Raw genomic sequence first — 13,213 nt, 5'->3', positions numbered from 1 at the left:
GCTTCCGCATGCCCGCCGAGTGGACCCCGCACGAGCGCACCTGGATGGCGTGGCCGGGCCCGAACCCCACCTTCGCCGACCCGGAGGACCTCGCCGCCGCCCGGATCGCCTGGGCCTCGGTCGCCCGTGCGATCCGCCGCTTCGAGCCGGTGACGGTGGTGTGCGGCCCCGGACAGTCGGCGGACGCGAAAAGCCTCCTGGGCGAGGGCGTCGAGACGGTCGAACGCGACCTCGACGACGCGTGGATGCGGGACATCGGCCCGACCTTCCTGACCAACGGCAAGGGGGAACTCGCCGCCGTCGACTGGACGTTCAACGGCTGGGGCGCCCAGGACTGGGCCCGCTGGGAACACGACGCGAAGATCGCCGCGTATGTCTCGGACCTCGCGGGCGCGAAGACGTACGCCTCGCAGCTCGTCAACGAGGGCGGCGCGATCCATGTCGACGGCGAGGGCACGGTCCTGCTGACGGAGACGGTCCAGCTCGGCCCCGAGCGCAACCCCGGCTGGACGCGGGAGGAGGCCGAGGCCGAGATCCATGCCCACCTCGGCACCCGCAAGGCCATCTGGCTGCCCCGCGGCCTCACCGGCGACTACCCCCCGTACGGCTTCGGCACCCTCGGCCACGTCGACATCGTCGCCGCCTTCGCCCGCCCCGGCGTGGTCGTGGCCCATGTGCAACCGGACCCGGCGCACCCCGACCACGAGGTGACGAAGGAGGTCGTCGGCATCCTGAAGGCGCAGACGGACGCGCGGGGCCGCCGCCTGGAGGTCGTCGAGATACCCGCCCCCACCGTCCTGGAGGCCGACGGCCACTGGGCCGACTACTCCTACCTCAACCACTACCTCTGCAACGGCGGCGTGGTGCTCTGCGGTTTCGACGACCCGCGCGACGAGATCGCGGCAGGCATCTTCCGCCGCCTGTTCCCGCAGCGCACAGTGACCCTGGTGGACGCCCGTACGATCTTCGCAGGCGGGGGAGGCATCCACTGCATCACCCAACAGCAGCCGAAGATATAGAGAAGATATAGAGGAGTCACGGATGGCCGGTGCGGCTCGCGCGCGGAAGAACGCACCGCCTCGCGAGGACGTCCTCGCCGCCGCCATGGAGATGATCGCCGAGCGCGGTCTGGAGAAGCTCACGATGGCGGGGCTGGGCCGTGAGGTGGGGATGAGCAGCGGCCATCTCCTGTACTACTTCCACAGCAAGGACGAGCTGCTGCTGCAGACCCTGGAGTGGAGCGAGGGACGGCTGGGCATCGAGCGCGGGCGGCTGCTCAGCCGGGACGGCACCGCGAGGGAACGCCTCGACGCCTACGTCGACCTGTACGTCCCCGACGGTCATCGCGACCCGCACTGGACGCTCTGGCTGGAAGTCTGGAACCGCTCGCAGAACGCCGACGACGACGCCCGCGCCCGGCAGGCCGCCATCGAGGGCGCCTGGCACCGCGATCTCGTCGCGCTGATCGCGGAGGGGGTGTCGAGGGGGGAGTTCCGCCGCGTCGACCCCGACCGTTTCGCCGCCCGGTTGCGCGCGCTGCTCGACGGTTTCTCCATTCATGTGGCGATCGGGCTGCGGGGGACGGACCGGGCGCAGATCCTGGACCACGTACGGGAGTTCCTGGACGGCGGGCTGGTCCGGGGCGATGCCTGAGTGCACGTCTGAGTGCACGTTGCCCCGGCGTGACGGCGGGACTACCGCCCGCATCCTGAGACAGCCGTGAGACGCGGGGCGGTTTGTGCCACACTGCCCCCGTGCTCTCGTTCGCCACGATGATTATTGGCAGCAGGCGCGCCGGTCCGCAGTGACCGCCACGTACGACCACGTACGGGCGGACACCGTCGTCCTCGACCCGCGCGCAGACCTCTCGCACCCGCGAGAGGTTTTTCGCTTTTCTGGCCCACCTTCAGCCGGGAGCGCAGCGCGCGGGATCATAGGGGACGGTGGAGCCGGTCATTCCGGTACAGACCGAGATCCATACACCAGGAGCCTTCAGACCATGACGGAAACCAGCGAGCTCGACGACTCGTTCCACGTCTTCGACACCACCCTGCGAGACGGCGCCCAGCGGGAGGGCATCAACCTCACCGTCGCGGACAAGCTGGCCATCGCACGGCACCTGGACGAGTTCGGCGTGGGCTTCATCGAGGGCGGCTGGCCGGGCGCCAACCCGAGGGACACCGAGTTCTTCGCCCGCGCCCAGCAGGAGATCCAGTTCCGCCACGCCCAGCTGGTCGCCTTCGGCGCCACCCGCCGCGCCGGGGGAAAGGCGAGCGAGGACCCGCAGGTCAAGGCGCTTCTGGAGTCCGGCGCCCCGGTGATCACGCTGGTCGCCAAGTCGCACGACCGGCACGTCGAACTCGCCCTGCGGACCACCCTGGACGAGAACCTGGAGATGGTCCGCGACACGGTGTCCTATCTGCGGGACCAGGGCCGCCGCGTCTTCGTCGACTGCGAGCACTTCTTCGACGGCTACCGCGCCAACCCCGAGTACGCCAAGGCGGTCGTCCGTACGGCGTCGGAAGCCGGCGCGGACGTCGTGATCCTCTGCGACACCAACGGCGGCATGCTCCCCGCCCAGGTCCAGGCGGTCGTCTCCACGGTGCTGGCCGACACGGGCGCCCGCCTCGGCATCCACGCCCAGGACGACACCGGATGCGCCGTCGCCAACACCCTCGCCGCGGTCGACGCGGGCGCGACCCACGTCCAGTGCACGGCGAACGGCTACGGCGAGCGCGTCGGCAACGCCAACCTCTTCCCCGTGGTCGCCGCCCTGGAACTGAAGTACGGCAAGAAGGTCCTCCCCGAGGGACACCTCCGCGAGATGACGCGCATCTCGCACGCCATCGCGGAGGTCGTCAACCTCACCCCGTCCACCCACCAGCCCTACGTCGGCGTCTCCGCCTTCGCGCACAAGGCGGGCCTGCACGCCTCCGCCATCAAGGTCGACCCGGACCTGTACCAGCACATCGACCCCGAGCAGGTCGGCAACACCATGCGGATGCTGGTCTCCGACATGGCGGGCCGCGCCTCGGTCGAGCTGAAAGGCAAGGAACTCGGCATCGACCTGGGCGGCGACCGGGAGCTGGTCGGCCGGGTCGTGGAGCGGGTGAAGGAGCGCGAGCTCAAGGGCTACACGTACGAGGCGGCGGACGCGTCCTTCGAGCTGCTGCTCCGCACGGAGGTCGAGGGCAGGCCGCTGAAGTACTTCGACGTCGAGTCCTGGCGCGCGATCGTCGAGGACCGCCCCGACGGCAGCCACGCCAACGAGGCCACGGTGAAGCTGTGGGCCAAGAGCGAGCGCATCGTCGCGACGGCGGAGGGCAACGGCCCGGTCAACGCCCTCGACCGGGCCCTTCGAGTAGCCCTGGAGAAGATCTACCCCCAGCTCGCCAAGCTGGAGCTGGTCGACTACAAGGTCCGCATCCTGGAGGGCAAGCACGGCACCCAGTCCACGACCCGGGTCCTCATCGCCACCTCCGACGGCGCGGGCGAGTGGTCGACGGTGGGCGTCGCGGAGAACGTCATCGCCGCCTCCTGGCAGGCCCTGGAGGACGCGTACACCTACGGCCTCCTCCGGGCGGGCGTGGAACCGGCCTCGTAGCCGGGCCGGAACACCGAAACCGAGCAGGGCGGTCGGGCGCTGTCGCCCCGGACCGAGCCGGCGCGCGTGCGCGCCGGCTCCCCGAGGCGCGGTTGAGTCGCGTTCGCCCCGTCAGGGGGCCCGCCACACGTTGTCGAAGGCCTCGTTCTCGATGTGGCGGCGTTGCCGGACGGCCTCCAGTTCCGTCAGGGCGTCGTTGACGGCGGCCAGGACGGTCACCGTCGGCTCGGCGGTGGCCTTGTCGGCCCCGGTCGTCGAGGCGTCCTCGATGCCCAAGGCGTCCGCGAGGCCCACGAGGACGGGCTCGTGGGCGGCCCACCGGTCGTTCGCGCGGCGCCGGGAAGGCGAGTCGGCCGTCGCGGCCGGGTCGCGGCGCCGCCGCAGCCAATGACGGCGTGCGCCGCCGGTCGGCGTCTCCTCCTCCAGGACGCCGATGTAGGCCTGGGCCAGCCCCCGCCCGCGGCGCCACAGCCAGTCCTCGATCGTCTCGTACGGCGGCTGCCTGACGAGCGACGCCCCGGCCTCGTCCAGCAGGCGGTCCCCCGTGGAGCGCTCGGCGCCGGGCACGAGGAGATCGTCGTCCAGGGCGAGCACCCCGGCGTCGACGAGGTCGAGCAGTTCCGCTCCGGCGAGGGCGAGCGACAGGTGACCCTGCCCCACGTCACGGCTGGAGGGGACGTTCAGGGCGACGATCAGCAGATCCTGCGGTGTGGTCATCTCGGCTCCAGGTCACGGGCGTGGGTACGGGCCCGTATCTCCACGATGGGGCCGCTGCAGCTTATCCGCAGCCCCACCGCCGCCCCGGCTGCAAGGCGGCGTGACCGACGCCGCGGCGGGCGTCGGTCCGGGGAATTTCCTCCCCGGGCCGATGCCCCTTTCTGTACCCATTCAGGTAGCTTCGAAGATATGAAGGCCGCGCTCGTACAAAGGCTCGTACGCCTGCTGATCGTGCCTGTCGCCGCCGTGCTGGCGGTGCTGGTGGCCGGTGTGCCCGGCGCACACGCGGCCACCGACCTGTCCAAGGTCGCCGAGGCGCTGCGCGAGAGCCCGGTCTACGTCGACCCGGCCGCGTCCGACGTGCTGTCCGGGTCGGACGCCGAAGCGCTCGCCGACAAGATCAAGGACGCGGACAAACCCGTCTTCGTGGCGGTCCTGCCGTCCGATTACCCCAAGGCGAACCTCTTCCAGAACCTGCGCACCGAAACCGGTGTCACCGGCCTGTACGGCATCCGGCTCGGCGACGAGTTCGACGCCCGCGCCGACAGCGCCGTGCTGAGCCGCGGGGCCGTGTCCAACCTGGTCACGTCCGTGCAGAGCGCGGGCGACGCCAAGGCCCAGCTGAACGACTTCGTCGACAGCGCGCTGCGCAACGTCGGCGGCACGGCGCCGAGCAGCTGGAGCGAGGGCACCGGCGAAGGCGTCTCGACCACCGGCCTGATCACCCTCGGCGCGCTACTGGCCGCCGGTGGCGCGAGCGCGTACGCGATCGCGCACCGCAACCGCCGCCGCCACGAGGAGGAGCAGCGGGCGGCGCTGGAGAAGCTGCGGGTGGTGGTCGACGAGGACATCACCGCCTTCGGTGAGGAACTGGACCGTCTGGACTTCCACCCCGCCGAACCCGGCGCCGACGACGCCATGCGCGCGGACTACGAACACGCGCTGGACGCGTATGAGAAGGCCAAGGACCACATGGCGGCGGCCCGGAAGCCCGAGGACGTACGGGCGGTCACCCAGTGCCTGGAGGACGGCCGCTTCTCGCTCGCGACGCTGGCCGCCCGCCGCGAGGGGCACTCGCTCCCCGACCGCCGTCCGCCGTGCTTCTTCGACCCGCGCCACGGCCCCTCGGTGGCCGACGTCACCTGGACGCCGATGGGCGGCGCGACCCGTGACGTGCCGGTCTGCGCGGCCGACCGGGCCCGCCTGTCCGACGGCCAGGACCCGATGATCCGCGAGGTGGAGACGGCTTCCGGCCGCCGCCCGTACTGGGACGCGGGCCCGGCCTACGGCCCCTGGGCCGGCGGTTACTTCGGCGGCGGCATCCTGCCCGGCCTGCTCATCGGCACGATGCTCGGCAGCGCCATGGCCACCCCGTCCTACGCCGCCGACTACGGCTCCGGCTACGGCGACTTCGGCGCCGGCGGCTATGAGGGCGGCGACGTCTCCGGCGCGGACTTCAACGCGGACGACTTCGGCGGCGGCTGGGGCGGCTTCGGCGGTGGGGACTTCGGCGGGGGCGGGGACTTCGGAGGCGGTTTCTGACACTCGTCCTCGCCCGCTGAAGGGGGCTCCGCCCTGGCGATGAGCAGGGCTACATCGTCGAAATGTCCCGGGTGGCGCAGGGTGTCCAGCAGCATTTCGCAGGTTTCGTCCAGCGAGCGGTCGGGGTCGTCGAGGAAGTCGAGGAGGGCGCCCAAGCGTGCGTCGATGGGCTGGTCGCGGGTTTCGACCAGGCCGTCGGTGTAGAGAACGAGTTGGTCACCCGGCACGAGGTCGAGGCAGGTGGTGTCGAAGGTGACGCCGCAGCCGCCCAGCGGTGCGCCGGTCGGCACGCCGAGAAGCGCGCGCGTGCCGTCCGGGTGGAGGAGGACCGGCGGCAGGTGGCCGGCGAGGGAGACGTGGCAGTGTGCGGTGCAGGGGTCGTACACGGCGTAGACGCAGGTCGCGATCGTGTCCATGCCGTCGGTAATGCTGTCGAGGTGGTGCAGGACCTGGGCGGGGTCGAGGTCGAGATCGGCCAGCGTACGGGTGGCGGTGCGGAGCTGGCCCATGGAGGCGGCGGCGCCGATGCCGCTGCCCATGACGTCACCGACCACGAGGGCCGTCTTGTCCGCGCCCAGCGGGATGACGTCGAACCAGTCGCCGCCGATCTCACTGGTGGCTTCGGCGGGCTGGTACCGAGAGGCGAGGGTCAGGCCGGGGCGCTGCGGTGGGGGGTGGGGGAGCAGGCTGCGCTGGAGGGTCACGGCGGTGCGGCGTTGTTCCTGGACGGCACGGTGCCGCTCGGTGACGTCCACGCTGGACGTTGCCACTCCCAGCACCTTCCCGTTGGGGGCTTCGAGTCGGTAGAACGAGATCGACCAGGCGTGCTCGTTCTCCGGATCGGCCGGGGTACGGCCGACGGTGTACTGGTCCAGGATCGGTGTACCGGTGGTCAACACCTTCTTCATCGCTGCTTCGAAGGACTCGTCGAGGTAGGGCAGCACCTCGTGGACATGCCGGCCGACGTGCTCGGCGGCGGGGACACCGTTCATTCGCTCTTCCGCCGGGTTGACCGTGACGTAGCGAAGATCGGTGTCCAGCACGCCCAGTCCGATCGGCGACTGGGATATGAGCTGGGTGGACAGCGCCAGGTCCCGTTCGACCTCCCGCAGCGTCGACTGCTCCGTGGCCAGGCCCAAGGCGTAGAAGTCCTGCTGCTCGTCCTGCAGCCGCATGTTGCGGAACTCGACCAGTCGGGTGCTGCCGTCCTTGTACCGAACGGGAAACACCCCCGCCCAACTACCCGCGCCCGCCATGACCTGGGCAAACAGGCTCAGCACGACCTCCAGGTGCTGCTCGTGGACCAGCAGGCGGCCCGCATACTGCCCCAGGGCCTCCTCGGCGCTGTAGCCGAACAGCTCCTCGGCCTGCGGACTCCACAGCTTGATTCTGCCGTCGGAGTCCAGGACGACGGCGGCGACGGCCAGCACGTCGAGCAGGCCACCTGACGCGGCGCGTGCACTCCCGGCCTGCCCCAGGTCGTCACCGAAGGCTTCGGTCGCACTCATCCCAGGCACCCCTTCCGCCCGCCGCTCCGACTGGCTGTCTGCCTCGGCCCGGGCCCGCCTTGCTGCACGAGTTCCACAATCGTCTCCCCCGCACCCACGGCTCAGCCATCCGCACACGCGCCGCCCGGACCACTGTCCGGACGGCGCGTTGCACCAGGGCGAACGTTGCCTGCTGCGGGACTAGGGCGTGTTTCGAAAGTAGCGTCGTCCGCCCGGAGGGCGGGCCAGACGGGACTTTCGAAACACGCCCTAGGTGTATTGACCCGCAGGGTTGTTCACGCGGGTGATGGGTGGCTGGCCGCCGAGTGCGGTGTGGCAGCGGTGGTGGTTGTAGGTGTGCAGGAAGTCTGCCAGGGCGTCAGTGCGTTCGGTGTTGCTGGTGTAGGGCCGCACGTAGGCCCACTCATCGAGCAGGGTGCGGTTGAAGCGTTCGACCTTGCCGTTGGTCTGCGGCCGGTAGGCGCGGGTGAGTTTGCCGCTTGCGCCGAGGTCGGCCAGTGCCTGCTGCCAGGCGAAGCTCTTGCGGTAGGGCCAGGCGTTGTCGGTCAGGACCCGCTCGATGCGGTCGATGCCGCAGGCGGTGAAGAAGGCTGCGGCCCGGCGCAGGAAGTCTGCGCAGGTGGCGGCCTTCTCGTCGCCGTGGATCTCGCTGTAGGCCAGCCGGGTGTGGTCGTCGACGGCGGAGTGGACGTAGTCGAAGCCCATGCTGTTGCGCGTGGCGCGGCCGGCCTGGCGGCCGAGGACCTTGTGGCCGCCGCCGTCGGGGATCCGGCCGAGTTTCTTGACGTCGACGTGGAGCAGTTCGCCGGGCCGGTCGCGTTCGTAGCGGCGGATGACCTGCCCGGTGGGCCGGTCCAGGTGGGCCAGCCGGTTCAGGCCGTGGCGGACCAGGATGCGATGCGTGGTGGAGGCGGGCAGGCCCAGGATCGGGCCGATGCGGGCGGGCCGAGCTTGTGGGTCTGTCGCATCCTGCACACGCGGGCCTCCACGGTGGCCGGGGTGCGGTGGGGTGTGGTGTGTGGCCTGCTGGGGCGGTCGATGAGTCCTGCCTCGCCGCTTGTGCGCCAACGGCGTAGCCACTTGTGGGCCGTGGCTCGTGAGATGCCCATCTCGGCAGCTACGTGGGCGACCGGTCGTCCAGAACACACGCGTTCGACGAGCAGCCGCCTGCCATGAACGGTCAACCGGGCATTACGGTGGGACACGAAGGCCTCCGTGCGGTGAAGATTCGACACCTCCACCACACACGGGGGCCTTCGCCACGATCAAGACCTGTGACCGTCAACAACGCTCGTGATCAATACACCTAGAGCGTGGCCGCCGCCGAGGCGATTGCGGAGGCGAAGGTGGAGACCTCGGTGTAGACACCGGGGGCGTTGGGACGGGCGCAGCCGATGCCCCAGCTGGTGATCCCGACCTGGATCCAGGCACCTGAGGCGTCCCGGCGGAACATGGGGCCGCCGGAGTCGCCCTGACAGGTGTCGACGCCGCCCGCCGTGTACCCGGCGCAGATCTCCTCGCCCGCGATCAGCCCGCCGTAGCCGCTGTAGGAACGGCAGGTGGCGTCGCTGACGAAGGGCACGTTCGCCTTGAGCAGGTAGCGCTGCTGGCCGCCGCCCTCGCGGGCCGCGCCCCAGCCGGCGACGGTGAAGGTGCCGGTGTTGTACTGCGCGGTGGTGGCGATCTTCAGGGTCGGCAGGTTGATCGGCTGAGCGAGTTTGATCAGGGCCCAGTCCTTGCCGTTGCCGTTGTAGCCGGGGGCTCGGTAGACCTTGGTGGAGCGGACCTGGACGCGGCCGTTGGTGGACTGCAGGTCCACCACACCGGCGGTGGCGGTGATGCTGGTGTTGTTGCCGGTGGCGCCGACGCAGTGGGCGGCGGTCAGCACGATCTGCTGGGTGTACAGCGCACCGCCACAGCCCATCGACAGCCGGACCATGAACGGGAACTCGCCCTGCGCGGCACGCGTGCCGCCGACCACGGGCGCGGGGGCAGCCTGCGCGGCCGAGACGGGCTGAAGGCTGACCACCGCGAGCGCGGCCGCACCGGCGACCGCGCATCTCTTGAGGGCTTTGAGGAGAGTCTTCACCTTGACGCCTTCCGTGGGGGGTCTGGGGATGCGGCAACGTCAGGCCATGGGGATGTCAGGCACATGTCAATTCCCGCGCTGGGATTATGAGAGCCCTGTGAGCCTCCGCACAAGGACCGCGATCCGGCCATCGCACGGCCAGGCCCCGGCCACCCGCAGGGGGTGGCCGGGGCCTGGTGTGAGTGCGGACGCGGCGGTGTCAGCCGAAGGACTTGGCCCCGTTCCAGTCCGACGTCATCACGATCTTCACGGGTGCGTTGGTGTTGGTCCTGGAGGGGTGGTAGATCCGAATCTGGCCGTCGGAGGCGAAGCGGGCCCAGATGTCGGGGATGTTGTCGCCGTTGACGTCGGGGATGCCGAGGGCCGTCGACACGTTGGCCTCGGTCCAGGTGGTTCCGTAGGACACGTCTCCGTTGAGGGAGTTGGCGGCCAGCTTGAGCGAGTCGACGTCGACGCTGCCGCTGACGGGGCCGGGCTTGCCGTGGCGGACGTACATGTTGCCGTTGTCCAGGTTGCGCCACAGCAGGTCGGGGGTGGTGTCGCCGTTGATGTCGGCGACGTTGACGATGTCGCGGCGGGCCCAGGCGTCGCTGTTCATCAGCGTGGCCGACTCGAAGGTCGCGCCGCTGTAGCCGGACAGCGTCCAGAACGCGGTACCGGCCCGCAGGACGAGGTCGGGATGCTTGTCGCCGGTGATGTCGCCGACGGCCTTGATCTGGGTCCAGGTCGACGGTGCCGGGGCGTTCGCGGGCAGGCGGATCCTCAGCCGCTTGTCGACGTTGAAGCTGCCGTAGCCGTCACCGGGGTACATCCAGAAGGTGCCGTCGGGGGTGACCGCGAACAGGTCGGTCATGCCGTCGCCGGGGTAGGTGTCGTCGTAGTGGGTGATCAGCGCGGCCTTGCCGGTGCCCGAGTCGTACCAGTGGCCCGCCGGGTGCAGCTTCTTGTCCGAGGTGTACGCGGCGCCCAGGCAGGAATTCAGCTCGCCGTCGGTGCCTCCGGGGCAGCTGTACAGGTCGCCGCTGGACCACACCATCAGCAGGTCGGCGATGCCGTCGCCGCCGGTGTCGCCAGGGGCGTCGGCCTTGTCGCGCGGCGGGATGTAGAAGGTGTGGCTCGAGTAGACGCTCCGATTGCCGAACTCGTCGTAGGCGTACACGTACACCGTGTTGGGGCCCGCGTGTGGCGGCTTCAGGCCGGTGATGGTGGCGGTGCCGTTGGTGGCGTTCACATAGGTCCAGTCCAGGCCCTCGATGGAGTACTGGAACTTCGTCGCGCCCTGGGAGGTGAAGGTGATGGCGCCGGTCTCGCCGAACTTGACCTTCGCCCAGGTCTGGCCGTCGGAGGTGGCGCGGGGGAAGTCGTCGCTTTCGATCGTGGGCTGCGGCGGGGCGCTGGCGTCGATGTTGATCCGGCAGGGGGAGGTCCCCGGCGGGAAGAACGTCGAGACCAGCCCGCCGGAGTCCTCGGCGCGCACGTCCCACGAGTAGGTGGTCTTGTCCTCCAGCGGGAACGTGGTGGGGATGGTCAGCGTGGCGGTGCCGCTGGAGTTGGGGGTGACCAGGGTGCCGGACGGGACGGTGCCGCCGGTCTTCCAGAAGCGGAAGCGCAGCTTGCTGAGGTTGCCGTCGGGGTCCTTGGCGTTCGCCGACAGCACGATGCTGGTCTTGCCGACGGTCACGCCCGCGCTGTCGACCTCGCAGGCGCCACCGGGCGTGGACTTGCCGCCCGTGGGCTCGTACGGCTTGCGGTTGTACACCACTTCCAGCGTCGCCGAGGTCGCCCGGAACTTGCGCCAGGTCTGGGTGTCGGACTCGCTGGTCGCGCGCATGCCGAAGGTGATGTTCGACCAGCCGTTGTCGGCGCCCTTCTGGGCGGCGGTCGTCACGTTGAACGACTCGTACGCGTCCGGGCAGGAGCTGGAGGACCAGCCGTGCGCGAACGACTTCTTCTGCAGCTGCGTGGACCAGCTCGGCTGCTTGTTCCATGTCGTGCCGGACGAGATCGACCCGGTCAGCCAGAACTGGAACTCGCGCGTGGTGCAGGACCAGGAGTGGTTGTTGAGCACCTTGAAGGTCGCGGCGGAGATCGTGGCGCCCTTCAGGCTGCTGCTGTAGCCCATCCGCCAGAAGGAGCGGGCGGTGCCGCCGGTGTCGTCCTCGTGGCCGACGCGGGCGTCGGAGGTTCCGGAGCTGAAGTTGGTGCCGTTCCAGAAGCTGGTGTTCGGGTACGGCTTGTACGCCGTCGTCCACGCCTGCCAACCGCTGTTGAGCGTCGGGTCGACGAACACCGGGAAGCGGACGTCCTCGTCGGTGAGCAGGCCGGTCCCGGCGACCCGCAGGTCGAGCCGGGCCGTCCCCGTCCTGTCGCCCTCCAGGCGGATCGGCATCGGGGCCGAGTGCGCGCCCGGCTCGATGCCGCTCAGGCCGGACAGCTTCAGCACGTCGGCCGGTGTGGCGACCGAGGTGCGCGGCGTGGACTGTCCCTCGGGGAGTTCGAGGTCACGGCCGCTGGAGTCCCAGGCGAAGGGCGTCGGTATGGAGCCGATCTCCTCGCCGTCCCCGTCGAGCACCAGGACACGCCCGGCGGTCTCGTCGTGCTGGAACACGGCCGTCTTCGAGCGCAGTCCGTACGACACCGTCGCGAGCGCCTCGCTCCGCGCCGCCTCCTCGGTCTTGACGATGAGCAGCTGCGCGAAGCCGCCCTCCTCGCGGGCGACCAGGAGCAGGTCGACGCCCGGCAGCACCTCGGAGTACAGGGCGCGCGGGCCGTCCAGCACCGGCTCGGGCAGCGTGCCCGGCCAGGTGTAGGCGACGGTGTGGCCGTCGATGTCCACCTCGGCCAGCACGGGGTCCCCGGCGGTCTGACCGTCCGTCAGAAGCCTGCGCTGGTACGACCGGTCGGCCCGGGTGTCCTTGCCGGGCGTACCGCTGGAGAACCGCACCGGCACGGCGGGGTTGGCCGGCCGGATGCCGAGGCCGTCGGCGTCGTCCGTCCGCTTCAGCCGGTTGTCGATCGGCGCCCACTTCCCCTCGGCGTTCTTCGCCCGCTGGGGAAGGGCGTGCATCCGGGTGCGCAGCTGTCCGTCCGGCTGGGCCCAGGTCAGCGAGGTGGCGGTGGTCGCCGTATCCACGAGCACCCGCTTCTTGGTGCGCCGGGCCTCGGCCGCGGCGGCGGCCTCGTCGCGGGGGGCGGTCGCCGCCTGTTTCGCGTCGGTCGCCTTGCGCGCCTGTGGATCTGATGGTTCGTCTGGTTGCAGCCAGGGCAACAGGGTGGCGGTCAGGGCGGCCAGAACCAGGCCGAGCGTGAGTGTCAGCCGGGTGCGCGTGCGCACGAAGGGGCTGAGAAAACGAGGCGGCGCGAACACGGCGGGGTCTACTCCCGTGTGGACCAGGCGGATGGGGACAGCACAGAGAGCCCCGGACGGCAGGCCGCGGGGCATGGGCGCGCACACGATCACATGATCCGCACGGATCGTCCATGTATGAAGATTTTATAAAGTTGTGACGATGTGTTGAGACGCCCTTGGCGCACGGTTACGGGTGTGGCGTCTGCGGCTTTTGATCACCTGCTGTGCACCGATGGCGACTGTTTTCAGCCACGCATCCCATTGGTCAGGACAAGGGGCAGGACGTCCCATTTTGCGGCGTGACGCAACTCACGGGCCCGGATTTCAGCCCGCTCCATCGATCTTGAATCGTGTGGCGCTCATGACAGAGGGTGCGGTCACGTTCGTATCGCCTGGGTGGGGGA

Annotated in this window: 8 protein-coding genes and 1 pseudogene; 4 read left to right on the top strand and 5 right to left on the bottom strand. The window is 70.1% G+C overall.

Features of this window, described 5'->3' with window-relative positions; translation table 11 throughout:
* The first annotated feature begins 8 nt into the window (after nt 1–8).
* From HJD23_RS11325 to cimA, 3 genes are all read left to right on the top strand, one after another.
* Complete coding sequence (locus HJD23_RS11325) at nt 9–1,019, top strand: agmatine deiminase family protein (protein ID WP_171119009.1); 1,011 nt, start codon at nt 9–11, stop codon at nt 1,017–1,019.
* 22 nt (nt 1,020–1,041) lie between these two features.
* Complete coding sequence (locus tag HJD23_RS11320; RefSeq protein ID WP_171116543.1) at nt 1,042–1,653, top strand: TetR/AcrR family transcriptional regulator; 612 nt, start codon at nt 1,042–1,044, stop codon at nt 1,651–1,653.
* Nucleotides 1,654–1,999: 346 nt separating this feature from the next.
* Nucleotides 2,000–3,604 (top strand): citramalate synthase, encoded by a 1,605-nt coding sequence (gene cimA / locus HJD23_RS11315; RefSeq protein ID WP_171116541.1) that lies wholly within the window; start codon nt 2,000–2,002, stop codon nt 3,602–3,604.
* 111 nt (nt 3,605–3,715) lie between these two features.
* On the opposite strand, the gene HJD23_RS11310 is transcribed toward cimA, so the two are convergent.
* Nucleotides 3,716–4,321 (bottom strand): GPP34 family phosphoprotein, encoded by a 606-nt coding sequence (locus tag HJD23_RS11310; protein WP_171116539.1) that lies wholly within the window; start codon nt 4,319–4,321, stop codon nt 3,716–3,718.
* 189 nt (nt 4,322–4,510) lie between these two features.
* Between HJD23_RS11310 and HJD23_RS11305 the strand changes: the two genes are divergently transcribed.
* Entirely contained in the window at nt 4,511–5,863 is a 1,353-nt protein-coding gene (locus HJD23_RS11305) for a hypothetical protein (RefSeq protein ID WP_171116537.1), read from the top strand.
* Here HJD23_RS11305 and HJD23_RS11300 read toward each other — a convergent pair.
* The 4 genes and pseudogenes from HJD23_RS11300 to HJD23_RS11285 all read right to left on the bottom strand — a co-directional run bounded on the left by HJD23_RS11300 (nt 5,746) and on the right by HJD23_RS11285 (nt 12,794).
* Nucleotides 5,746–7,371, bottom strand: coding sequence for a SpoIIE family protein phosphatase (locus HJD23_RS11300; RefSeq protein ID WP_171116535.1), 1,626 nt, complete (start codon nt 7,369–7,371; stop codon nt 5,746–5,748). The genes HJD23_RS11305 and HJD23_RS11300 overlap by 118 nt on opposite strands.
* Before the next feature lie 249 nt (nt 7,372–7,620).
* Nucleotides 7,621–8,576 (bottom strand): annotated as a pseudogene (locus tag HJD23_RS11295) (IS481 family transposase).
* 101 nt (nt 8,577–8,677) lie between these two features.
* A complete protein-coding gene (locus HJD23_RS11290; protein ID WP_171108553.1) occupies nt 8,678–9,460 on the bottom strand; it encodes a serine protease in 783 nt (260 codons plus the stop codon).
* 199 nt (nt 9,461–9,659) lie between these two features.
* Nucleotides 9,660–12,794, bottom strand: a complete 3,135-nt coding sequence (locus HJD23_RS11285) for a DNRLRE domain-containing protein (protein ID WP_240980686.1) — start codon at nt 12,792–12,794, stop codon at nt 9,660–9,662.
* Nucleotides 12,795–13,213: the final 419 nt, after the last annotated feature.

Origin of the sequence: Streptomyces sp. Z423-1, from assembly GCF_013009255.1 — a bacterium.
In the GTDB taxonomy this organism is placed as follows: domain Bacteria; phylum Actinomycetota; class Actinomycetes; order Streptomycetales; family Streptomycetaceae; genus Streptomyces; species Streptomyces gossypiisoli.
The sequence above is the reverse complement of the archived record's forward strand: the minus strand, read 5'-3'. Positions and strand labels throughout refer to the sequence as shown.